Origin of the sequence: Klebsiella sp. HN106 (assembly GCF_051209435.1) — a bacterium.
GTDB classification, from domain to species: Bacteria; Pseudomonadota; Gammaproteobacteria; order Enterobacterales; family Enterobacteriaceae; genus Klebsiella; species Klebsiella oxytoca.
On record NZ_JBLURD010000026.1, the window covers coordinates 12,753 to 34,559 of the forward strand.

Sequence of the window (21,807 nt, forward strand, 5' to 3'; positions counted from 1 at the left end):
AAAATCCTACACGTATCAAAAAATACGCGCCGCAAACCCTATATAGTCAAAAAGCTCAAATAATCATGTGATTACTTTTCCCTCATCTTTTCGGTTCTTCGCAACTGAGGGGATCGCTGTATCTGGCGAAAGGGGGCGGGGAAGATGAGTAAATAAAAAACAAAGCGGAAAAGTATTGTCGCTATTTAAAAGATAGCGTCTGGGGGAAGCATGGAATTTGCTATTCAACTTATCATTATCTTAATTTGTTTGTTCTATGGCGCGAGAAAGGGCGGTATTGCGCTCGGCCTTTTAGGCGGCATTGGTCTGGTTATTTTAGTGTTTGTCTTTCATCTTAAGCCGGGAAAACCCCCTGTAGACGTCATGCTGGTGATCATTGCGGTGGTGGCCGCCTCAGCGACGCTGCAGGCTTCCGGCGGTTTAGACGTTATGCTGCAGATTGCGGAGAAACTGCTGCGGCGCAACCCGAAATACGTTTCAATCGTGGCGCCATTCGTCACCTGCACGTTGACCATTCTTTGCGGCACCGGGCACGTGGTGTATACCATTCTGCCAATTATTTATGATGTTGCGATCAAAAATAATATTCGCCCGGAACGACCGATGGCCGCGAGTTCGATCGGCGCGCAGATGGGGATTATCGCCAGCCCGGTTTCGGTGGCAGTCGTCTCGCTGGTGGCGATGCTCGGCAATTTCACCTTTAACGGTAAGCACCTTGAGTTTCTCGATCTGCTGGCGATCACTATTCCGTCAACGCTGCTGGGGATTCTGGCCATTGGTATCTTCAGCTGGTTTCGCGGTAAAGACCTCGATAAAGACGAAGCCTTTCAGGCTTTTATTGCGGTGCCGGAAAACCGCCATTACGTTTATGGTGATACGGCCACGCTGCTCGATAAGAAGCTGCCGACCAGTAACTGGATTGCGATGTGGATTTTTCTGGCCTCAATAGCCGTTGTCGCCCTGCTCGGCGCCTTCTCCGAGCTGCGTCCGGCCTTTGATGACAAGCCGCTGTCGATGGTGCTGGTGATCCAAATGTTTATGCTGCTTTCCGGGGCGCTCATCATCATCATTACCAAAACCAATCCCGCTTCGATTTCCAAAAATGAGGTGTTCCGTTCCGGGATGATCGCCATTGTCGCGGTGTACGGTATCGCGTGGATGGCGGAGACGATGTTTGGCGCGCATATGACCGAGATTAAAGGCGTGCTCGGGGAGATGGTGAAGGAGTATCCGTGGGCTTACGCTATCGTACTGCTGCTGGTGTCGAAGTTTGTTAACTCACAGGCGGCTGCGCTGGCGGCGATTGTTCCGGTGGCGCTGGCGATTGGCGTCGATCCGGCTTACATCGTTGCTTCCGCACCTGCCTGTTACGGGTATTACATTCTGCCGACCTACCCAAGCGATCTGGCGGCGATTCAATTCGACCGCTCTGGTACAACGCATATCGGCCGCTTTGTGATTAACCATAGCTTTATTCTGCCAGGGCTCATTGGCGTTAGCGTCTCTTGCGTCTTTGGTTGGGTATTTGCGGCGATGTATGGATTTCTGTAAGAGAGGACAGGCGCCGTTAGCGGCGCCTGTTAAATAGTTGGGGTTATTGCGCGAGCGGAATTCGGCGATAGAGCTCAATCATATCGGTTGCCAGATCCTGAATGACCATCGCGTTCATCAGGTGGTCCTGGGAATGAACGGTAATCAGGTTAACCGGAAGCTTGCCGCTGCCTTCATCCATGCCGATCAGCTGGGTCTGGATTTTATGCGCATGTTTGACAAATTCGTGAGATTCCGCCATCGCCTGTTCGGCCGCAGCAAAATCGCCTTTACGCGCCAGCTGCAGAGCGGTTAAGGCAGAGCTACGCGCTGAACCGGCGTTAACCAGTAGCTCCATGATGATCGTTTCTAAATCTTCCATTTCTTACTCCATCAGCTTCAGGGCTTTATCAAGCACGGCTTCGCCTTTCATCATGCCGTAATCCATCATATCGATGACGGCAACTTTTTTACCAAACGGGTCGGCCATAGCCTGTAGCTTGGCCTGCTCATACTTCACCTGGGGGCCGAGCAGGATAATATCGGCAGCGGCAAGGTTATCTTTAAACTCGGCAACCGGTACGGCTTTGATGGAGACTTCCACACCTTTTTGTTGCGCAGCAGCCTGCATACGTTGAACCAGCATGCTGGTAGACATACCTGCGGCGCAGCATAAAACGATATTCTTCATAATTGTTGGCCCTTATGTTCCTTGATGTACCATCTTTATCGCGGGCAGGCGGGCGGGACAACCGCTTTACGGTGATTGTGTGTAAGTCATCACAAAATAATGAAACCGGTTTCGGTTATGGAGGAGAAAACGCTAAAAGTCGCGTCCGACGGGCCGGAAACGGTAGGCTCTGTTACGCGCGGACGATGCGATTCTTGCCCTGCTGCTTGGCTTTATACAGCGCTTCATCAACGCGCACGACAAGCTGCTCCAGGGGTTCCATATTCCATTCGCCGAGACCTGCGCTAAAGGTGACCGTTAGCCCTTCTTCACGCCAGGAGCGCTGCGCAACGCGGGCCCGCCAGCTCTCCAGCAGCTTCAGAGCGTCATCGCTATGTCCGGTGGTAAAGATCACCGCAAACTCCTCCCCGCCGTAGCGGTAAAGTGAAATTTGCAGAGGTTGGAGGATCTGCAGTCCTTCCCGTGCGACATTGCGCAGAACGATATCGCCATTGAGATGACCCCAGGTGTCATTTATCGTTTTAAAGTTATCAATATCCACCAGCGCGAGAGAGAAAGGTTGATGATCGTTCATCAGCGCGGCGATATCATTGTCGAAGGCGCGTCGGTTCTTGCAGCCGGTTAGCGCATCGATGGTCGCCTGGCGAACGTAGGTTAACTCGCGCTGCTTATTGCTCTCGATGGCTTTGCTGAGCATCGCTTCCAGCCGCGGGGCGCGCTGAACATCCCCGGTTTTAATGGCATTGATGATGTTCATCAACACCGTACGTGAAGCATGGCGCAGATACAGGCCAAACAGCACGATAACGATCGCGGCCAGGGCAAAGCTCCAGGCGACGATATCCGTTTCATGGCGAGTCAAGTTGACCAGCGTCGAGTTATCGACCCGATAAATGACAAACCAGTCGGGGTTGGTAAACGAGTAGTAGTAGTACCAGGCGTTCGTATCGGTATCGTAGAGCTGGCCTTCGCCGCTGGTCATTCTGTCCATCAACGCTTCACTGACGTAGGGTTTAAATAAGGCGCCAGGATCCGGATGGAGAACGACTTTACCATCGCGTTGCACCACAAAAAATTCCCCCTGGACCGGAGCAACCATCTGCCGTAACGCGTAGCCCATTGAGGTGAGATCGAGATGAAATGCGAGACTGCCCTTTAGCCGTCCTTCTGGAGAAATTATGGGTTTGTAGACGGTAATCGTCGGATGATGCGTGAAGTAGTCGTTGTACGGGCTGGTATACCGGCTGAAGGTACTGGCTTCCGCTTGTTTAATAAACCATGGTCTCGATTTGGCATCAAAAGACTGACTGTCTTCCGTCTCCAGAACTTCGGGCGCGCGCAGGTAGTGCCCATTGGTATCCGCCAGCGAGATGGACGAAACGGTTTGCATCATATTTTGCAGCTGCATAAGCTGCATCAAACCTTTTTCAGGATTGACGTTAACCGCCTCATTGAGCGCATCATTGCGGGCAAAGAAAGTGGCGGCACGGGTGAGGATAAAGTCATTGCCCTGCAGCAGCGTCTCCGTGTAGTTGGTCGCCATATTGTGGGTGAAATTGCGGTTAATATGATGATAATCTTCAAGAAAATCATTTCGCTGCGTCGTCGTGGCGAACACCGCTATCAGCAAGAAGCTGAATAAAATACCCGCGAACCCGATCACAATCGGCGAGGTGAAAGAGAGCTTTCTATTATGGCGAGCCATGAGTCGTAAATCGTTCCAGAAGCGTTAAACCGTGGAGAAAGATGCAGGTTTAGCCAGCATGCCTGCCGATTGAATCAGATAAATCTCCGGTAATTATAACGCTGACGTTGTGAGATGGACTGATTAATATTCCATGTTGATGGAATTGCCTTTGCAGCGAAGAGGATGGAGCAGGGCGAAAATGAGGAAGAGTTAGCTTTCGCCCTGGACAGCATCCACTGCTGACAAGGGCAGGATAGAGAAACGGAAACACGGTCACCATCTTCCGTTTCTCTGATTACGAGCGTGCACCAGGAACTTTTAAGTCGTTACATTTCTTATCATGATGACTGGGAAGCGCGTCCCAACCAGCTATCCCAGTCTTTCCATACCGGCTGCAGCCCGCTGGCCACCAGCGCGCTGGCAACCTCTTCCGGGCGTCGGTCATCGTGAGGCGCGAACTGCTCCAGCTCTGGATGGTTATCGGCATACCCACCGGGCTGAGTTTTTGAAAACGCGCTGACGTTGTTGATGGCCAGCGGGATGACCCGATCGCGGAACCAGGGGGATTCGCGGGTGGATAACGAAAGTTCCACTTCCGGGGCCAGCAGGCGGAAGGCGCAAATGGTTTGCACCAGCTGTCGTTCATCCATCAATGAGGCAGGTTCGATACCGCCGGCGCACGGGCGCAGCCGCGGAAAGGAGATGGAGTAGCGGCTGCGCCAGTAGCGCTGCTGAAGCCACAGCAGATGTTCCGCCACCATAAAGCAGTCCACGCGCCAGCTGTCGGAGAGGCCAATTAATGCGCCAAGGCCAATCTTATCAATTCCCGCCTGGCCAAGCCTGTCCGGCGTATCCAGCCGCCAGAAAAAGTCCTGCTTTTTCCCTTTCAGATGGTGTTTCGCATACATGCTTTCATGATAGGTCTCCTGATAGACCATCACGCCGTCCAGCCCGAGGGTTTTCAGCTCGGCGTATTCCTCCCTCGCCAGCGGCTGGACTTCCATATGCAGCGAGGCGAACTGGCGGCGAATCGCGGGCAGATGCTGGCGAAAGTAGTCCATGCCGACTTTGCCCTGATGCTCGCCGGTCACCAGCAGCAGATGCTCAAAACCCATTTCGCGAATTGCCGCGCATTCACGGGCAATTTCCGCCTCATCCAGAGTTTTTCGCTTGATGCGGTTACTCATTGAGAAACCGCAGTAGGTACAGTCGTTGGCGCACAGATTAGAGAGATACAGCGGCACATAAAAGCTGACGGTATTACCGAAACGCTGGCGCGTCAGACGCTGAGCACGCTGGGCCAGAGGCTCCAGATAGCCAGCAGCGGCGGGGGAGAGCAGGGCCATCATATCGTCGCGGTTGAGCTGTTTGGCCGCCAGGGCGCGTTCAACGTCGGCGGTGGTTTTCGCGTTTATTCGCAGGCGAATATCGTCCCAGTCCAGCTGTCGCCAACGGTCAGTGAAGGTGTTCATACCTGCGCCTCCAGAAAGCCGGTCAGCGGGCTGGTGGCCTGCGCCTGCGCGCTGCGCGCGCCCGGTCCGGCCTGCCGCGCCAGTAATCCGGCATCAATCGCCAGCCGGAAAGCGCGGGCCATGGTAACCGGGTCGTCGGCAACGGCGATGGCGGTATTCACCAGGACCGCGTCGGCACCCATTTCCAGCGCCTGGGCTGCGTGGCTCGGCACGCCAATACCCGCATCCACGACCACCGGCACCGTGGCCTGTTCGATAATAATCTCCAGCATTGCTTTGGTTTCCAGTCCCTGATTGGAGCCGATGGGCGCGCCGAGCGGCATCACCGCCGCGCAGCCCGCTTCTTCCAGACGTTTACACAGCACCGGGTCGGCGCCGCAGTAGGGCAGCACGACGAAGCCTTCCCGAACCAGAATCTCCGCCGCTTTCAGCGTTTCGATCGGATCGGGGAGCAGCCAGCGGGCGTCCGGATGAATTTCCAGTTTCAGCCAGTGGGTGCCCAGCGCTTCCCGCGCCAGGCGGGCGGCAAATACCGCCTCTTCCGCCGTTTTGGCCCCGGAGGTGTTGGGGAGCAGGCTAACGCCGGCCGCCAGCAGCGGCGCGAGGATGGCGTCATTATGCTGACGAAGATCGACGCGCTTCATCGCCAGCGTCACCAGTTGGCTACCGGAGGCGCGAATGGCCTCCACCATGACCTCGGGAGCGGCGAATTTACCGGTGCCGGTGAAGAGATGTGATTCAAACGTTTTATCTGCAATACGTAACATGTCAGCCTCCAGCGATAACCTGAAAAAGCAGGATTTGGTCGCCTTCCTGCAAAAGATGATCTTCCCACCGTTCGCGCGGCAGGATGTGTTGATTGAGCGCCAGCGCGACGCCCGGCAACTGCTGTTCCAGTTGAGCGAGCAGGGCGGCGACGGAGGTCGCTTCGGCACACTGCAACGGTTCATCGTTAAACCACACCTGCATGCTGCCCTCCACAGACCGGACAGCCCAGAGATCGCTGTAATGTCAGCGTACGCCAGCTGCTGGTGCGCGCATCAAACAGGCGCAGCGCGTTACGCGGCGCCGCCATGCCGCTGAGCAGCTTGATGGCCTCCAGCGCCTGTAGGGTTCCCATCATGCCGACGACCGGGCCAATGATGCCCGCCGTGCGGCAGTTGCGTTCGGGTTCGTTAGCGTCCGGCCACAGGCAGCGATAACAGCCCTGCTCCCACGGCGGCGTCAGTACCATCAACTGGCCTCCGAGTCCGACAGCGCTGGCGGTAATCAACGGCGTTTTAAGCGCGACGCAGGCGGCGTTGATCGCCTGTCGGGTCGCCATGTTATCGGTGCAATCCAGTACCACATCGGCCTTCGCCACTTCCTCCTGCAGGGTCTTTCCGCCTAACCGCTGCTTCAGCGCAATCAGTTCAATCTGCGGATTTAGCCGAGCCAGCCGGGCCCTGGCGGCCGTGGTTTTAGGCTGAGCGATATCATCGCTGGTGAACAAAATTTGTCGCTGCAGGTTGCTGACGTGAACGTCGTCGTCATCGGCCAGCGCCAGCGTGCCGACGCCGGCTCCGGCAAGATAGAGCGCGGCGGGAGAGCCCAGCCCGCCGAGACCCACGATCAACACCCGGCTGGCCAGCAGCTTTTGCTGGCCTTCAATGGCGATATCCTCCAGCAGCAGCTGGCGGCTATAGCGCATAAAATCGCTGTCATTCATCACCGGCTCCCGCTATCTCAAGCAACCGTGCCGTTGCCTGCCGCCAGTCGGTCGCCTGGGTGATGGCGCTGACTACCGCAATGCTGCCGACGCCGGTGGCCAGTACTGCCGGAGCGCGCTCAAGGCTGATGCCGCCAATCGCCACGGTTGGATAATCCTCCAGTCGCTGAATATGCTGCGCCAGCTGATCCAGCCCCTGAGGGGAGGAAGGCATCTGCTTGGTTTGTGTCGGAAAAACGTGACCAAGCGCGATGTAAGAGGGACGCGCCGCCAGCGCGATATCCATTTCCATATCGTCATGGGTGGAAACGCCAAGGCGCAGTCCGGCGTTGCGGATGGCGCTGAGGTCGGTGGTTTCCAGATCCTCCTGGCCTAAATGCACGCCATAAGCCTGATGTTTAATGGCCAGGCGCCAGTAATCGTTAATAAACAGCCGCGCATGGTATTTGCGTCCCAGCGCGATAGCGGCAACGACATCGTCTTCGACATCACTATCGCGCTTATTCTTGATGCGCAGCTGGAGAGTGCGAACGCCCGCAGCCAGTAAGCGTTCGATCCACGCGACGCTATCGACGACCGGATAGAGGCCTAAACGGAATGGGACGGATGGAAAATCGGGTTGATACATCAGGCTTCCTCCTTACGTAGATAGATTTCACTGCCGCGGGCGCGGAAGTTTTCCGACATATCGGCCATCCCCACTTCGATGGTCTGCGCGGCGGCGTAGTCGCGAACTTCCTGGCTTATCTTCATTGAGCAAAATTTGGGGCCGCACATGGAGCAGAAGTGGGCCACTTTGCCTGACTCCTGCGGCAGGGTTTCGTCGTGGTAAGCGCGCGCGGTGAACGGGTCGAGCGCCAGATTAAACTGGTCTTCCCAGCGGAACTCAAAGCGCGCTTTCGACATGGCGTTATCGCGGATCTGCGCGCCGGGGTGGCCTTTAGCGAGGTCTGCGGCGTGGGCGGCAATTTTGTAGGTAATCAGGCCCTGTTTAACGTCTTCTTTATTCGGCAGACCGAGATGCTCTTTCGGCGTCACGTAGCAGAGCATCGCGCAGCCAAACCAGCCGATCATGGCGGCGCCAATCCCGGAGGTGAAATGATCGTAGCCCGGTGCAATATCGGTAGTTAGCGGCCCCAAGGTGTAGAAGGGCGCTTCGTGGCAGTGCTCCAGCTCTTCGGTCATATTGCGCTGAATCATCTGCATCGGCACATGGCCCGGGCCTTCGATCATCACCTGTACGTCATACTCCCAGGCGATTTTGGTCAGTTCGCCCAGCGTATGCAGCTCGGCAAACTGCGCTTCGTCGTTGGCGTCCTGAATCGAGCCGGGGCGCAGGCCATCGCCCAATGACAGCGAGACGTCATAGGCGGCGCAGATTTCGCAGATTTCACGGAAATGTTGGTAGAGGAAGTTCTCCTGGTGATGGGATAAGCACCATTTCGCCATGATTGAGCCGCCGCGGGAGACGATGCCGGTCAGGCGCCTGGCGGTCATCGGCACGTAGCGCAGCAGCACGCCCGCATGGATAGTGAAGTAGTCCACCCCTTGTTCCGCCTGTTCGAGCAGCGTGTCGCGGAAGGCTTCCCAGGTAAGATCTTCGGCGATCCCGTTTACCTTCTCTAACGCCTGGTAGATCGGCACGGTACCGATCGGTACCGGACTATTGCGCAGGATCCACTCGCGGGTCTCATGAATATAGCGGCCGGTGGAAAGGTCCATAACCGTATCCGCTCCCCAGCGCGTCGCCCACACCAGCTTCTCGACCTCTTCTTCTATCGACGAGGTGACCGCGGAGTTACCAATATTGGCGTTAACCTTCACGAGGAAGTTGCGGCCGATGATCATCGGCTCGGATTCCGGATGATTTATATTGGCCGGGATAATCGCGCGCCCGGCGGCAACTTCAGCGCGCACAAATTCCGGGGTGATATTCTCCGGCAGCCGCGCGCCAAACCCGACGCCCGGATGCTGCTGGCGCAGCACTTCGCCACGAATGCGTTCGCGACCCATATTTTCGCGAATGGCGATGAATTCCATCTCAGGAGTGACAATCCCCTGACGGGCATAGTGCAGCTGCGTCACGCATTTCCCGACGATGGCGCGCCTGGGCGTAAGCAGACCGGAAAAGCGCAGCGCGTTAAGACCATCATCCGCCAGCCGTTCTCTGGTATAGGCTGAACTGCGATCGCTAAGCGTTTCGCAGTCGCGACGCGCATCAATCCACGGCTGACGCAGTTTCGCCAGACCCTGCTGAACGTTTATCGCGATGTGCGGATCGCCATAGGCGCCGGACGTATCGTAGACCGGGATGGCTTCGTTTGCTTCATACTGAGGATGGTCTTTGCTGCCGCCGATAAGCGTCGGGCTCAGCTGAATTTCGCGCATCGGCACGCGAATATCTTCCTGCGAACCGCGGATATAGATGCGCTGCGAATTGGGAAATGCGGTGCCTTCCAGGGTGTCGATAAAGCGCTGGGCGTGTTCGCGTTGCTCTCGACGCGTAAGTGATGTTGTAGACATAGCTCATTCCAGTTAAACAGGATATGGCTTGCCAGACGACGGATGGAGTAACAGATGCGATCGGCCATGAAGAGGCAGATGCTAAACGCAGTTTACTCTTGTTCCCTTCGCAGGTATTAGCCTGATCAGGTTCCGCGGATCCCGAATTAACGGTCTCAGCCTTTTCCAGTGGGGAAAATGGGCACTCCGACAAGATGACATCCCCTCTCAGCGAGGGGGAATGTATGTAAACTACGCGTTAATGGCTCACAACTCAAGCGGTCGGCGCGATATTGTCGCTAACGTTGTCTTTTCGACTGTGGGCTACGGCGAGGGCAATCAGCGAATCTTCCAGCGCAAAACGGGCTTCCAGCGCTTCACCGATGTCCGATAGCGCCTGCTGGAACTCAAGATAGTTATCGTGATCGATAGCGTTTTCGAGGCAGGAATCGTAATAATCCATGATCTGCTGGGTATTAGCCTGCAGCTGTGGATAAATCTTAGTGGCGGCTAAAAGTGGCGTATCGCCTTCCAATTCGCCGATAAAGCGTTCATAAATATTAAAATGGCCGGAGGAGAGGTAGTCCACCAGGCTTTGGCAAAAATCATCCAGCGCTTTCTCATTAAGCCGCATAAATGATTCTTTGCCAGGCTTCAGGCCAACCAGGTTGTAGTAAGCCACAAGCAAATGCTTACGTACTTGTAGCCAGCGATCGACCAGTTTATTGCTGCCTCCAACACGTTCCGTCAGGTTTTCCAGCTGGTTTAACATGGTTGACTCCGCAAGGTTTTAAGAGAAATACGTTGCTCACCAAAATGTAAATTTAATGTTAAAAGTGCCAGTAAAATGAAGGTAGTGCAATAGATATGGATCGTATTATTGAAAAATTAGATCGCGGCTGGTGGATTGTCAGCCACGAACAGAAATTATGGTTACCCGATGGGGAATTACCATATGGCGAAGCGGTAAATTTTAATCTTGCCGGGCAAACCGCGCTGCGAATAGGCGAATGGCAGGGCGAACCGGTGTGGCTGGTGCGCCAGGATCGTCGCCATGAGATGGGATCGCTGCGTCAGGTGCTCGATCAGGATGCTGGCCTTTTTCAACTGGCGGGACGCGGGATCCAGCTGGCGGAGTTCTACCGCTCGCATAAATTCTGCGGCTACTGCGGCCATCCCATGCACCCCAGCAAAACCGAGTGGGCAATGCTATGCAGCCACTGCCGCGAACGCTACTACCCGCAAATCGCCCCGTGCATTATCGTCGCCATCCGTCGGGATGATTCTATCCTGCTGGCGCAGCATACTCGCCATCGCAACGGCGTGCATACGGTGCTGGCCGGATTTGTCGAAGTTGGCGAAACCCTGGAGCAGACCGTTGCCCGCGAAGTGATGGAGGAGAGCGGCATCAAGGTGAAAAACCTGCGCTATGTAACCTCCCAGCCCTGGCCGTTCCCGCAATCGCTGATGACCGCGTTTATGGCCGAGTACGATAGCGGCGAGATTGTCATCGACAAGAAAGAGCTGCTGGAGGCGGGATGGTATCGCTATGACAATCTGCCGCTTTTGCCGCCGCCGGGCACCGTGGCGCGCCGTCTGATTGAAGATACCGTGGCGATGTGTCGGGCAGAGTATGAGTGACATGTTACATACACTTTATCCTTCAAACTGCCTCTTTGTTGGCTGCTTTCACTTGCCCCAGTCACTTACTTGAGTAAGCTCCTGGGGTTCATTCAATTGCCGCCTTGGTCCACTTTGAATGATTTTGTGTATAAACTTGGCGCATCAACGCTAAAGGAATGTAAAAATGACCGAACTGAAGAACGATCGTTACCTGCGCGCGCTGCTACGCCAGCCGGTTGATGTCACCCCGGTGTGGATGATGCGTCAGGCGGGCCGCTATTTACCGGAATATAAGGCCACCCGCGCCGAAGCGGGCGATTTTATGTCGCTGTGTAAAAACGCAGAGCTGGCCTGTGAAGTGACGCTGCAGCCGCTGCGCCGCTATAAGCTGGATGCGGCTATCCTCTTCTCGGACATTCTCACCATCCCGGATGCGATGGGGCTGGGGCTCTATTTTGAAGCCGGGGAGGGCCCGCGCTTTACCTCGCCCATTACCTGCAAAGCCGATGTCGATAAATTGCCCGTTCCTGACCCGGAAGGTGAGCTTGGCTACGTGATGAATGCCGTGCGCACGATTCGCCGTGAGCTGAAGGGAGAAGTGCCGCTGATCGGCTTTTCCGGCAGCCCGTGGACGCTGGCAACCTATATGGTGGAAGGCGGCAGCAGCAAAGCGTTTACGGTAATTAAAAAGATGATGTACGCCGAGCCGCAGGCCCTGCATGCGCTGCTCGATAAGCTGGCGAAAAGCGTCACGCTGTATCTGAATGCGCAAATCAAAGCGGGCGCGCAGTCGGTGATGATTTTTGATACCTGGGGCGGAGTGCTGACCGGCCGCGACTACCAGCAGTTCTCGCTCTATTACATGCATAAAATCGTTGATGGGCTGTTGCGTGAAAACGATGGCCGTCGCGTGCCGGTGACGCTATTTACCAAAGGCGGCGGGCAGTGGCTGGAAGCGATGGCGGAAACAGGCTGCGATGCGCTGGGACTCGACTGGACCACCGATATCGCCGATGCGCGTCGTCGCGTCGGTCATAAAGTCGCCCTGCAGGGCAATATGGATCCCTCGATGCTGTATGCCCCTCCGGCGCGTATTGAAGAAGAGGTGGCGACTATTCTCGCCGGGTTTGGCCAGGGTGAAGGCCATGTCTTTAACCTCGGGCACGGAATTCATCAGGATGTTAACCCGGAACATGCGGGCGTATTTGTGGAGGCAGTGCACCGGTTGTCGGCGCAATACCACCGTTAAGGAGTGAATATGGATTTGTCATCGCTACGCACACAGCAGCTCAGCCTGGCGGCATCGGTTGAACGAGGCGATCGGTTGGAACAGGATCCGCCGACGCTGATCGGCGGAGCGGATGTCGGTTTTGAGCAAGAGGGAGAAATCACCCGGGCGGCGATGGTACTGCTAAGCTATCCGTCCCTGGAGCTGGTGGAGTATCAGGTCGCGCGCGTCGCGACCACGATGCCTTACATTCCCGGCTTCCTCTCCTTTCGCGAAACCCCTGCGCTGCTGGCGGCATGGGAGCTACTTTCGCAAAAGCCGAATCTGTTATTCGTTGATGGCCACGGTATTTCCCACCCGCGCCGCCTCGGCGTCGCCAGCCATTTTGGCCTGCTGGTGGATGTACCGACTATCGGCGTGGCGAAAAAACGGCTGTGCGGTAAGTTCGGGCCGTTGGGCGATGAACCCGGCGCGCTGGCGCCGTTGTTAGATAAAGGCGAACAGCTGGCGTGGGTCTTGCGCAGCAAAACGCGCTGCAATCCGCTGTTTGTGAGTACCGGGCACCGCGTTGGCCTGGATAGCGCGCTGATGTGGGTGGAGCGCTGCCTGAAAGGCTATCGCCTGCCTGAGCCAACGCGCTGGGCCGATGCGGTGGCGTCCCGGCGTCCGGCGTTTGTGCGTTGGCAAGCAAATCGCGACTGATTCAGGTACACTGCGGCTAATTTCTGACTTCGAGATTTCATCATGTTACAAAACCCGATTCACCTGCGTCTGGAGAAGCTGGAAAGCTGGCAGCACGTGACTTTTATGGCCTGCCTGTGCGAGCGGATGTACCCCAACTACGCTATGTTCTGTCAGCAAACGGAATTTGCCGATGGCCAGCTTTATCGCCGTATCCTCGATCTGATCTGGGAAACGCTGACGGTAAAAGATGCGAAGGTGAATTTCGACAGCCAGCTGGAAAAGCTGGAAGAGGCGATTCCGGCCGCTGATGATTACGACCTGTACGGCGTCTATCCGGCCATCGATGCCTGCGTCGCATTGAGTGAACTGCTTCATTCGCGGCTAAGCGGCGAAACGCTCGAACACGCCATCGAAGTCAGCAAGAGTTCGATCACCACCGTTGCGATGCTGGAAATGACCCAGGCTGGTCGCGAAATGACCGACGAAGAGCTCAAAGAAAACCCGGCTGTCGAACAAGAATGGGATATTCAGTGGGAGATTTTTCGTCTTCTGGCCGACTGCGAAGAACGCGATATTGAACTGATCAAAGGGCTACGTGCAGACCTTCGCGAGGCCGGTGAGAGCAATATTGGTATAAATTTTCAGCAATGAGACCAGAAAACGTGATTTACCGCCTGAATTGTAGCGTCTGAAGGCTTCCATTCCGCCCCCCGTCTGGTCTACATTTGGGGGGCGAAAAAACGTGGCTATCGGTGCGTGTATGCAGGAGAGTGCTTTTCAGGCATTTCCGTCGCACTCGATGCTTAGCAAGCGATAAACACATTGTAAGGATAACTTATGAACAAGACTCAACTGATTGATGTAATTGCGGACAAAGCTGACCTGTCCAAAGCACAGGCGAAAGCTGCCCTGGAATCTACCCTGGCTGCAATTACCGAGTCTCTGAAAGAAGGTGATGCTGTTCAACTGGTTGGTTTCGGTACCTTCAAAGTGAACCACCGCGCTGAGCGTACTGGCCGCAACCCGCAGACCGGTAATGAAATCAAAATCGCCGCAGCAAACGTACCGGCATTTGTTTCAGGTAAAGCTCTGAAAGACGCAGTTAAGTAAGACCGCGTGGCAGTGTACAGTTTTATCGAAGGGGCTTGTCGGCCCCTTTTGTCTATCTGGCGCCGCACGCTGGCGCTGGCGGGCGTATTGCTGCTCACTGCCTGCAGCCATGATTCCTCTCTCCCGCCGTTTACCGCCAGCGGTTACGCGGAAAACCAGGGGGCGATGCGTATCTGGCGCAAAGATTCCGACGGTGAGGTCCATCTCCTTGCCGCCTTCAGTCCATGGCGTCATGGTAATACCTCGACCAGCGAGTATCGCTGGCAGGATGGTCAGCTCGCGCTGATCGAGCTCAACGTCTACGGCAAACCGCCGGAACATATTCGCGCCCGGTTTGATGCGCAAGGCGAACTCAGCTTTATGCAGCGTGAAATCGATGGGCAGAAGCAGCAGCTTTCCAGCGATCAGGTTGCGCTATACCGCTATCGGGCAGAGCAAATTCGCCAGACCAGCGATGCACTGCGTCAGGGACGCGTCATGCTGCGCCAGGGGCGGTGGCATGCTGACAGGACCGTAACCACCTGCGAAGGTCAGACCGTGAAGCCTGACCTCGATACGCTGGCGCTGGCGCATATTGAGCGTCGTCAGAACCACTCATCCGTCGAGGTGAGCGTGGCGTGGCTGGAAGCGCCGGAAGGCTCTCAGCTGCTGCTGGTGGCAAACGAAGACTTCTGTACCTGGCAGCCGACCGAAAAAAGCTTCTGAACCTTACCAGTGGTTCATTCCCATATGACCGCGGCCACCGCCGCAGCCTCCACGTCCCATCCCCTCACCGCGAGGAATACCCGCCTGCGCTAATGCGAGATCGAACTTCACCCGCTGCTGGGCAAGCTTCTGACCGAGAGCGTCCATCTCCTGGGCGACGGATTCGATTTTCGCGCTGTCAGGTTTATCGGTGGTTAACAGCGCGTTGTATTCATAGCGTTTTGAAATGAGCTGCTGACGTAAAACGCGGGTTTGCTCATAGAAATCATTATGCAGCTTCTGGGCAGTGGCCTGCTGGTCGGTCGTCAGTTGACTATAGCCCTGGGGGCCCATACCGGTACCGTTATACCAGTGGTGCCTTGCCCAGGCTGAGCTACTGCCGAAAGTCAGCGCGGCGAGGGCAATCAGCGTCAGCGTCATTTTTTTGTTCCGTTTCATAGTTTATTCTCCTGCCTCATGGTTACTCAGTGATTTGCATCTTCCGTGCCAGAGTGGAAAGGCCGCAGGATATCGGGCGTTGAATGCTTTTCAGCGGACGAGAGCGAGTAAAAATGACTCGCGGTAAAGGGGGCAGCGGGTCATTTTTACTCGATCGCCTTCCCGGTTTGCGCTCAGGGAGAGGTTAGAGGTGGCGGAATAGTGGCATGATTTCTGCTGGGCTATGCGGTGTCTGAGGAAAGGGAGTTGTCATGAACGTGATGCGGTTGTCTAAGGATTCCGTCGCCGTTGGGCTGAGCTGGTTGTTAACCGGCCTTATCTTGCTGCTGGTGTGCCTGTTTTCTGCGTTAATCGTGCGTGACTATGGCCGTGAAAATGAAGCCGCACGCCAGACTATCCAGGAAAAAGGCAGCGTGCTGATCCGCGCTCTTGAGTCCGGAACCCGGGTCGGAATGGGAATGCGTATGCATCATTCCCAGCTGCAGGCGCTACTGGAGGAGATGGCCTGGCAGCCCGGCGTGCTGTGGTTCGCGGTGACAGATGAGAACGGTAAAATTATCGCCCATAGCGACCCGCGGCGGGTCGGTGAGTCGCTCTACCCCGCCAGCACCCTGCGAGAGCTGAATATCGGTAGCGAGGAGCGCTGGCGCCGCCTCGAACAACCGGAGCCGGCGCTGGAGATTTATCGCCAGTTTCGCCCGCTTAACGGCGGTGGGCATCATATGCGCATGATGATGCGTCGCGAATCTGCCGATCTCCGTAATCAGGCGCCCCAGGTCATTTTTATTGCCTTTGATACCCGCGAGCTGGATGCCGACCATGCTCGTGGCCTGCGCAATATGGTCATCATGCTCTGCGCGGCAGGCGTAGTCATGACGGCAACGGTGCTGGCGCAGTTCTGGTTTCGCCGCTATCAGCGTTCGCGCAAGCAGCTGCAGGAAGCGACGGCGCGAAAAGAAAAGCTGCTGGCGCTCGGTCATCTGGCCGCGGGCGTCGCCCATGAAATCCGCAACCCGCTATCATCCATAAAAGGGCTGGCCAGGTATTTCGCCGAGCGGACCCCAGCCGATGGCGAAGCGCATCAGTTGGCCCTGGTGATGGCCAGGGAAGCCGATCGCCTGAACAGGGTCGTCAGCGAGCTGCTGGAACTGGTGCGTCCGGCGCATTTAAAATATCAATCGGTTGATTTAAATGAAGTCATTACGCATTCGCTTCAACTGGTTAGCCAGGATGCCGCCAGCCGGGCGATATCTCTGAAGTTTATCGCGCAGCCCGCGCTATGCCGCATCCAGGCCGATCCGGATCGTTTAAAACAGGTGCTGCTCAACCTTTATCTCAATGCTATCCATGCCATTGGCCGCGATGGCGTGATTACGGTGGCGGTGAGAGAGTGCGGCGATGGGCGAGTAAAGGTGAGCGTTGCGGACAGCGGCAAAGGGATGACGGCGGAACAGCTACAGGCCATTTTTACACCGTACTTCACTACCAAGGCCGACGGCACCGGGCTGGGGCTGGCGGTGGTGCAGAACATCGTTGAGCAGCACGGCGGAACAATTGACGCCGAGAGCACTCCCGGCAAGGGCGCGCTATTTACGCTCTATTTGCCGGTTAATGGGCAACAGAAGGATGAACAAGGATGAGTGGCGAGCAGGTCGATATTCTGGTGGTGGACGATGACATCAGCCACTGCACTATCTTACAGGCGTTGTTGCGGGGCTGGGGTTATCGGGTTGCGCTGGCTTACAACGGCGTACAGGCGCTGGAACAGGTGCGCGAGAAGGTGTTTGATCTGGTGCTATGCGACATCCGCATGGCGGAGATGGATGGCATCGAAACGCTGAAAGAGATCAAAACCTTGAATCCGTCGATTCCCGTTCTGATTATGACAGCGTACTCCAGCGTCGACACCGCTGTGGAAGCGCTGAAATCCGGTGCGCTGGACTACCTGATTAAGCCGCTGGACTTTGACAAGCTGCAGCTGACGCTATCCGAGGCGTTGGCTCACACTCGGCAGAGCGAGTCTCCCGTTGCCGGGACTCCGGCCGCCCAGTTTGGCATGGTGGGGGATAGCCCGGCGATGCGGGCGCTGCTGAACAATATCGCCCTGGTTGCGCCCTCCGATGCGACGGTATTAATTCACGGCGAGTCGGGCACAGGGAAAGAGCTGGTCGCTCGGGCGCTGCACGCCAGCAGCGCTCGCAGCCGCCAGCCGCTGGTGATCCTCAACTGCGCGGCGCTTAACGAGTCGTTGCTGGAGTCGGAGCTGTTTGGCCATGAGAAGGGCGCGTTTACCGGCGCGGACAAACGGCGAGAAGGGCGCTTCGTTGAAGCGGACGGCGGTACGCTTTTCCTCGATGAAATTGGCGATATTTCGCCATTGATGCAGGTGCGTCTGCTGCGGGCGATTCAGGAGCGTGAAGTGCAGCGGGTGGGCAGCAATCAGACCCTTTCGGTCGATGTACGGCTAATTGCCGCCACCCACCGGGATTTAGCCGAAGAGGTCAGTGACGGGCGTTTTCGCCAGGATCTCTACTACCGCCTGAACGTCGTGACTATCGATATGCCGCCGCTGCGTCATCGCAGGGAGGATATCCCCCAACTGGCGCGCTATTTCCTGCAACGGTATGCCGAGCGTAACCGTAAAGCAGTACAGGGATTTACGCCACAGGCGATGGACTTGCTGATCCACTACGCCTGGCCGGGTAATATTCGCGAGCTGGAAAATGCGGTGGAGCGGGCGGTGGTCCTGCTGACCGGAGAGTACATCTCCGAACGCGAGCTGCCGCTGGCAATTGCCGGTACGCCAGTTGCGGACGTGTTGCACGGTGATGATGTTATTCAGCCGCTGGTGGAGGTAGAGAAAGAAGCGATCCTCGCGGCGCTCGAAAAAACGGGCGGCAACAAAACTGAAGCCGCCCGTCAGTTGGGCATTACGCGCAAAACGCTGCTGGCAAAGCTCAGCCGTTAGCGGTTTTGCTCACGTTCGATAGCGCGCCAGCCGATGTCGTTACGGCTAAAGCTGCCGTCCCAGCTGATATCGCTCATCAGGGCGTAAGCGCGCTTTTGCGCTTCAGCAACGGTGCGACCCAGTGCGGTGGCGCAGAGTACCCGGCCGCCGCTGGTCAGCACGCGATCGTCATTAGCGAGTCTGGTGCCGGCGTGGAAGACCTTGCCGTCTGCCGTTTCTTCCAGCGGCAGGCCGTGGATCTCATCGCCGGTGCTGTAGTTGCCCGGATAACCACCGGCGGCGATCACGACGCCCAGCGAGGCGCGCTCGTCCCACTCGGAGGTTTTCTCATTCAGCTTACCGTCGCAGGCGGCGAGGCACAGATCCACCAGATCCGATTTCATGCGTAGCATGATCGGCTGGGTTTCCGGATCGCCAAAGCGGCAGTTGAACTCGATTACCTTCGGGTTGCCCTGTTTGTCGATCATCAGGCCCGCATAGAGGAAACCGGTGTAGGTATTACCCTCCGCTGCCATACCTTTTACGGTTGGCCAGATAATGCGTTCCATGGTGCGCTGGTGAACCTCATCGGTGACCACCGGTGCCGGAGAGTAAGCGCCCATACCGCCCGTGTTCGGGCCGGTATCGCCATTGCCCACGCGTTTATGATCCTGGCTGGTGGCCATCGGCAGGACGTGCTCGCCGTCGACCATCACGATAAAGCTCGCCTCTTCGCCGTCGAGGAACTCTTCAATGACGATGCGGTGCCCGGCGTCGCCAAAGGCGTTTCCTGCCAGCATGTCTTGAACGGCGGCTTCCGCTTCTTCCAGCGTCATGGCGACAATCACGCCCTTGCCGGCGGCCAGGCCGTCGGCCTTGATAACGATGGGCGCGCCTTTCTCACGCAGGTACGCCAGCGCGGGCTCGACTTCGGTGAAGTTCTGGTATTCCGCTGTCGGAATGTTATGGCGAGCAAGAAAATCTTTGGTGAAGGCTTTAGAGCCTTCCAACTGCGCCGCGCCTTCCGTTGGGCCGAAGATTTTCAGCCCCGCGGCGCGGAACGCATCCACAACGCCAATCACCAGTGGCGCTTCCGGGCCAACGATGGTCAGATCAATTTTCTCGCTTTGAGCAAAGCTCAGCAGCGCCGGAATATCGGTGACGCCGATAGCCACATTCTGCAACGCTGGTTCCAGGGCGGTGCCCGCGTTACCCGGGGCGACAAAAACGGTATCGACTTTTGGCGATTGCGCCGCTTTCCAGGCCAGGGCGTGCTCGCGGCCGCCGTTGCCAATAACTAATACTTTCATCGTCTGCTCCGTGAATTAATGGCGGAAGTGGCGCATGTCGGTGAAGATCATCGCGATGCCGTGCTCATCGGCGGCGGCAATCACCTCTTCGTCGCGAATAGAACCGCCGGGCTGAATGACGCAGCTCACGCCAACGGCAGCGGCGGCATCAATACCGTCGCGGAACGGGAAGAAGGCGTCGGAGGCCATTGCCGAACCTTTCACCTCCAGTCCCTCATCGCCTGCTTTAATCCCGGCGATTTTGGCAGAGTAAACGCGGCTCATCTGACCTGCGCCTATTCCGATGGTCATGTTCTCTTTGGCATAAACAATGGCGTTAGATTTAACGAATTTCGCAACGATCCAGCAGAACAGCGCATCGCGTAGCTCCTGCTCGGTCGGCTGGCGTTTGGTAACCACGCGCAGTTCGCCTTCTGTGACCATACCCAGATCGCGGTCCTGAACCAGCAGGCCGCCATTAACGCGTTTGAAGTCCAGACCCGGCACGCGCTGCGTCCACTGACCGCAGGTCAGAACGCGGACGTTCTGTTTCGCAGCAGTGATCTTCAGGGCCTCTTCCGTCGCAGACGGTGCGATGATCACTTCAACGAACTGGCGGGAGATGATGGCCTGCGCGGTTTCGGCATCCAGTTCGCGGTTAAACGCGATAATGCCGCCGAAGGCTGAGGTCGGGTCAGTTTTGTATGCGCGGTCGTAGGCATCCAGAATAGAGGTGCTTACCGCTACGCCACATGGGTTGGCGTGCTTCACAATAACGCAGGCCGGCTCACTGAATTCTTTGACGCATTCCAGCGCGGCATCGGTGTCGGCAATGTTGTTATAGGAGAGGGCTTTACCCTGAACCTGCTGTGCCGTGGCGACAGAGGCTTCTTTGATTTCTTCTTCTATATAGAAGGCAGCCTGCTGGTGGCTGTTTTCACCGTAACGCATATCCTGCTTCTTAATGAAGTTCAGGTTCAGGGTGCGCGGGAAGCGGCCAGCGGCTTCTTTGCTCTCGCCGTGATAGGCCGGAACCATGCTGCCGAAGTAGTTGGCAATCATGCTGTCGTAGGCGGCGGTGTGTTCGAATGCTTTAATGGCGAGGTCGAAGCGGGTGTCGAGGGTCAGGGAGCCTTCGTTCGCATCCATCTCTTTAATAATGGCATCGTAGTCGCTGCTCTTCACCACGATGGCGACGTCTTTATGGTTCTTCGCCGCCGAGCGAACCATGGTTGGGCCGCCGATATCAATGTTTTCTACCGCATCTTCCAGCGAGCAACCCTCGCGGGCAACGGTTTGAGCAAACGGATACAGGTTAACAACCACCATATCAATAGGCGCGATACCGTGTTGTTCCATAATGCCGTCATCCTGGCCGCGGCGGCCGAGAATGCCGCCGTGAACTTTCGGATGCAGAGTCTTCACGCGTCCGTCCATCATTTCCGGGAAACCGGTGTAGTCAGAGACTTCGGTAACCGGCAGACCTTTCTCAGCCAGCAGGCGTGCGGTACCACCCGTAGACAGTAGCTCGACACCACGAGCGGAAAGCGCCTGCGCGAATTCGACGATACCGGCCTTGTCAGAAACACTGAGCAGGGCGCGGCGGACTGGACGACGTTGTTGCATGGTATTAAATCCCCAGGATTTGAATATTACAGAGAGCGTTAGGTGAGTTTTTGCCTAAAAACTCACCTAACGCACCCAACCGGGCATCCTTGTTATAGCGCGGCATTGTAACGAAAACGTTTGCGCAACGCTCGCGAATTTTTATCTTTCTCCTTTTGGCCCTGAACGACGGCTTATATAGAGAGGTGGTGTGGCTTTTGTTATGGGGTATCGCTCGTCATCTGTGGATAATTCTGTGCGTAACAGGGTATAAAGCGGGGTTTTGCTGGGGAATGCAGCAGTCAGTCATTTTTCTGCAATTTAACTATTGCGGATGCCCGGGAACTCCCTATAATGCGCCTCCATCGACACGGCAGATGTGAATCACTTCACACAAACAGCCGGTTGGTTGAAGAGAAAAAATCCTGAAAAACAGGGTTGACTCTGAAAGAGGAAAGCGTATTATACGCCACCTCGCAACGGTGAGCGAAAGCCGCGTTGCACTGCTCTTTAACAATTTATCAGACAATCTGTGTGGGCACTCAAAGTGACATGGATTCTTAACGTCTTCGGACGAAAAATGAATAC

The 21,807-nt window shown here is 56.4% G+C and carries 22 protein-coding genes and 1 riboswitch; of the genes, 9 read left to right on the top strand and 13 right to left on the bottom strand.

What is annotated here, in order from left to right; all coding sequences use genetic code 11:
- Positions 1-210 precede the first annotated feature (210 nt).
- Positions 211-1,551 (top strand): anaerobic C4-dicarboxylate transporter DcuB, encoded by a 1,341-nt coding sequence (dcuB, locus tag ACSIPU_RS28725; protein WP_004117097.1) that lies wholly within the window; start codon positions 211-213, stop codon positions 1,549-1,551.
- Between the two features lie 43 nt (positions 1,552-1,594).
- Here the strand turns inward: dcuB and ACSIPU_RS28730 are convergent, their stop codons facing one another.
- The 10 genes from ACSIPU_RS28730 to ACSIPU_RS28775 form a co-directional block, all read right to left on the bottom strand.
- Positions 1,595-1,912, bottom strand: coding sequence for a PTS lactose/cellobiose transporter subunit IIA (locus ACSIPU_RS28730; protein ID WP_004097651.1), 318 nt, complete (start codon positions 1,910-1,912; stop codon positions 1,595-1,597).
- A 3-nt stretch (positions 1,913-1,915) separates the two neighbouring features.
- Positions 1,916-2,221, bottom strand: coding sequence for a PTS sugar transporter subunit IIB (locus ACSIPU_RS28735; RefSeq protein ID WP_004109717.1), 306 nt, complete (start codon positions 2,219-2,221; stop codon positions 1,916-1,918).
- A 172-nt stretch (positions 2,222-2,393) separates the two neighbouring features.
- Entirely contained in the window at positions 2,394-3,926 is a 1,533-nt protein-coding gene (locus ACSIPU_RS28740) for a sensor domain-containing diguanylate cyclase (RefSeq protein WP_004109715.1), read from the bottom strand.
- Between the two features lie 320 nt (positions 3,927-4,246).
- Positions 4,247-5,380: a 2-iminoacetate synthase ThiH gene (gene thiH, locus ACSIPU_RS28745; RefSeq protein WP_049593753.1), complete on the bottom strand. Its 1,134-nt coding sequence runs from the start codon at positions 5,378-5,380 to the stop codon at positions 4,247-4,249.
- Entirely contained in the window at positions 5,377-6,147 is a 771-nt protein-coding gene (thiG, locus tag ACSIPU_RS28750) for a thiazole synthase (RefSeq protein ID WP_004109711.1), read from the bottom strand. The genes thiH and thiG overlap by 4 nt, the downstream gene beginning before the upstream one ends.
- A gap of 1 nt (position 6,148) precedes the next feature.
- Positions 6,149-6,349 (bottom strand): sulfur carrier protein ThiS, encoded by a 201-nt coding sequence (gene thiS, locus ACSIPU_RS28755; RefSeq protein WP_004109709.1) that lies wholly within the window; start codon positions 6,347-6,349, stop codon positions 6,149-6,151.
- Positions 6,333-7,088 (bottom strand): HesA/MoeB/ThiF family protein, encoded by a 756-nt coding sequence (locus ACSIPU_RS28760; protein ID WP_004117105.1) that lies wholly within the window; start codon positions 7,086-7,088, stop codon positions 6,333-6,335. The genes thiS and ACSIPU_RS28760 overlap by 17 nt, the downstream gene beginning before the upstream one ends.
- Positions 7,081-7,716 (bottom strand): thiamine phosphate synthase, encoded by a 636-nt coding sequence (thiE, locus tag ACSIPU_RS28765; RefSeq protein WP_049593754.1) that lies wholly within the window; start codon positions 7,714-7,716, stop codon positions 7,081-7,083. The genes ACSIPU_RS28760 and thiE overlap by 8 nt, the downstream gene beginning before the upstream one ends.
- On the bottom strand, positions 7,716-9,611 hold the full coding sequence (gene thiC / locus ACSIPU_RS28770) for a phosphomethylpyrimidine synthase ThiC (protein WP_049591396.1): 1,896 nt from the start codon (positions 9,609-9,611) through the stop codon (positions 7,716-7,718). Before thiC ends, thiE begins: the two co-directional genes overlap by 1 nt.
- Positions 9,612-9,696: 85 nt before the next feature.
- A riboswitch (TPP riboswitch) is annotated at positions 9,697-9,810 on the bottom strand.
- 54 nt (positions 9,811-9,864) lie between these two features.
- Positions 9,865-10,362 (bottom strand): Rsd/AlgQ family anti-sigma factor, encoded by a 498-nt coding sequence (locus ACSIPU_RS28775; protein WP_004109697.1) that lies wholly within the window; start codon positions 10,360-10,362, stop codon positions 9,865-9,867.
- Positions 10,363-10,457: 95 nt separating this feature from the next.
- On the opposite strand from ACSIPU_RS28775, the gene nudC reads away from it, so the two are divergent.
- The 6 genes from nudC (at position 10,458) to ACSIPU_RS28805 (ending at position 14,940) form a co-directional block, all read left to right on the top strand.
- On the top strand, positions 10,458-11,231 hold the full coding sequence (nudC, locus tag ACSIPU_RS28780) for an NAD(+) diphosphatase (RefSeq protein ID WP_004117114.1): 774 nt from the start codon (positions 10,458-10,460) through the stop codon (positions 11,229-11,231).
- Between the two features lie 166 nt (positions 11,232-11,397).
- On the top strand, positions 11,398-12,462 hold the full coding sequence (hemE, locus tag ACSIPU_RS28785; protein ID WP_004109692.1) for a uroporphyrinogen decarboxylase: 1,065 nt from the start codon (positions 11,398-11,400) through the stop codon (positions 12,460-12,462).
- A 9-nt stretch (positions 12,463-12,471) separates the two neighbouring features.
- Positions 12,472-13,143, top strand: coding sequence for a deoxyribonuclease V (nfi, locus tag ACSIPU_RS28790; protein WP_024274894.1), 672 nt, complete (start codon positions 12,472-12,474; stop codon positions 13,141-13,143).
- A 42-nt stretch (positions 13,144-13,185) separates the two neighbouring features.
- Positions 13,186-13,776, top strand: a complete 591-nt coding sequence (locus tag ACSIPU_RS28795) for a YjaG family protein (RefSeq protein ID WP_004117118.1) — start codon at positions 13,186-13,188, stop codon at positions 13,774-13,776.
- A gap of 186 nt (positions 13,777-13,962) precedes the next feature.
- Positions 13,963-14,235, top strand: coding sequence for a nucleoid-associated protein HU-alpha (gene hupA, locus ACSIPU_RS28800; RefSeq protein ID WP_004097675.1), 273 nt, complete (start codon positions 13,963-13,965; stop codon positions 14,233-14,235).
- 12 nt (positions 14,236-14,247) lie between these two features.
- Positions 14,248-14,940 (top strand): DUF1481 domain-containing protein, encoded by a 693-nt coding sequence (locus ACSIPU_RS28805; RefSeq protein ID WP_004109689.1) that lies wholly within the window; start codon positions 14,248-14,250, stop codon positions 14,938-14,940.
- Positions 14,941-14,943: 3 nt separating this feature from the next.
- Here the strand turns inward: ACSIPU_RS28805 and zraP are convergent, their stop codons facing one another.
- Positions 14,944-15,378 carry a zinc resistance sensor/chaperone ZraP gene (gene zraP / locus ACSIPU_RS28810; RefSeq protein ID WP_004109688.1) on the bottom strand — a complete coding sequence of 145 codons (435 nt, stop codon included), beginning with the start codon at positions 15,376-15,378 and terminating at the stop codon, positions 14,944-14,946.
- Positions 15,379-15,629: 251 nt separating this feature from the next.
- On the opposite strand from zraP, the gene zraS reads away from it, so the two are divergent.
- Positions 15,630-17,018 (top strand): two-component system sensor histidine kinase ZraS, encoded by a 1,389-nt coding sequence (zraS, locus tag ACSIPU_RS28815; protein WP_032729272.1) that lies wholly within the window; start codon positions 15,630-15,632, stop codon positions 17,016-17,018.
- Positions 17,015-18,346 carry a sigma-54-dependent response regulator transcription factor ZraR gene (zraR, locus tag ACSIPU_RS28820; RefSeq protein WP_163525837.1) on the top strand — a complete coding sequence of 444 codons (1,332 nt, stop codon included), beginning with the start codon at positions 17,015-17,017 and terminating at the stop codon, positions 18,344-18,346. The genes zraS and zraR overlap by 4 nt, the downstream gene beginning before the upstream one ends.
- Here the strand turns inward: zraR and purD are convergent.
- Entirely contained in the window at positions 18,343-19,635 is a 1,293-nt protein-coding gene (gene purD / locus ACSIPU_RS28825; RefSeq protein WP_016809147.1) for a phosphoribosylamine--glycine ligase, read from the bottom strand. The genes zraR and purD overlap by 4 nt on opposite strands.
- A gap of 15 nt (positions 19,636-19,650) precedes the next feature.
- Positions 19,651-21,240, bottom strand: coding sequence for a bifunctional phosphoribosylaminoimidazolecarboxamide formyltransferase/IMP cyclohydrolase (gene purH / locus ACSIPU_RS28830; RefSeq protein ID WP_049127489.1), 1,590 nt, complete (start codon positions 21,238-21,240; stop codon positions 19,651-19,653).
- Positions 21,241-21,807 lie beyond the last annotated feature (567 nt).

Coding starts and splice junctions, on each gene's coding strand:
- dcuB (WP_004117097.1), top strand. CDS start 211: ATGGAATTTGCTATTCAACTTATCATTATCTTAATTTGTTTGTTCTAT.
- ACSIPU_RS28730 (WP_004097651.1), bottom strand. CDS start 1,912: ATGGAAGATTTAGAAACGATCATCATGGAGCTACTGGTTAACGCCGGT.
- ACSIPU_RS28735 (WP_004109717.1), bottom strand. CDS start 2,221: ATGAAGAATATCGTTTTATGCTGCGCCGCAGGTATGTCTACCAGCATG.
- ACSIPU_RS28740 (WP_004109715.1), bottom strand. CDS start 3,926: ATGGCTCGCCATAATAGAAAGCTCTCTTTCACCTCGCCGATTGTGATC.
- thiH (WP_049593753.1), bottom strand. CDS start 5,380: ATGAACACCTTCACTGACCGTTGGCGACAGCTGGACTGGGACGATATT.
- thiG (WP_004109711.1), bottom strand. CDS start 6,147: ATGTTACGTATTGCAGATAAAACGTTTGAATCACATCTCTTCACCGGC.
- thiS (WP_004109709.1), bottom strand. CDS start 6,349: ATGCAGGTGTGGTTTAACGATGAACCGTTGCAGTGTGCCGAAGCGACC.
- ACSIPU_RS28760 (WP_004117105.1), bottom strand. CDS start 7,088: ATGAATGACAGCGATTTTATGCGCTATAGCCGCCAGCTGCTGCTGGAG.
- thiE (WP_049593754.1), bottom strand. CDS start 7,716: ATGTATCAACCCGATTTTCCATCCGTCCCATTCCGTTTAGGCCTCTAT.
- thiC (WP_049591396.1), bottom strand. CDS start 9,611: ATGTCTACAACATCACTTACGCGTCGAGAGCAACGCGAACACGCCCAG.
- ACSIPU_RS28775 (WP_004109697.1), bottom strand. CDS start 10,362: ATGTTAAACCAGCTGGAAAACCTGACGGAACGTGTTGGAGGCAGCAAT.
- nudC (WP_004117114.1), top strand. CDS start 10,458: ATGGATCGTATTATTGAAAAATTAGATCGCGGCTGGTGGATTGTCAGC.
- hemE (WP_004109692.1), top strand. CDS start 11,398: ATGACCGAACTGAAGAACGATCGTTACCTGCGCGCGCTGCTACGCCAG.
- nfi (WP_024274894.1), top strand. CDS start 12,472: ATGGATTTGTCATCGCTACGCACACAGCAGCTCAGCCTGGCGGCATCG.
- ACSIPU_RS28795 (WP_004117118.1), top strand. CDS start 13,186: ATGTTACAAAACCCGATTCACCTGCGTCTGGAGAAGCTGGAAAGCTGG.
- hupA (WP_004097675.1), top strand. CDS start 13,963: ATGAACAAGACTCAACTGATTGATGTAATTGCGGACAAAGCTGACCTG.
- zraP (WP_004109688.1), bottom strand. CDS start 15,378: ATGAAACGGAACAAAAAAATGACGCTGACGCTGATTGCCCTCGCCGCG.
- zraS (WP_032729272.1), top strand. CDS start 15,630: ATGAACGTGATGCGGTTGTCTAAGGATTCCGTCGCCGTTGGGCTGAGC.
- zraR (WP_163525837.1), top strand. CDS start 17,015: ATGAGTGGCGAGCAGGTCGATATTCTGGTGGTGGACGATGACATCAGC.
- purD (WP_016809147.1), bottom strand. CDS start 19,635: ATGAAAGTATTAGTTATTGGCAACGGCGGCCGCGAGCACGCCCTGGCC.
- purH (WP_049127489.1), bottom strand. CDS start 21,240: ATGCAACAACGTCGTCCAGTCCGCCGCGCCCTGCTCAGTGTTTCTGAC.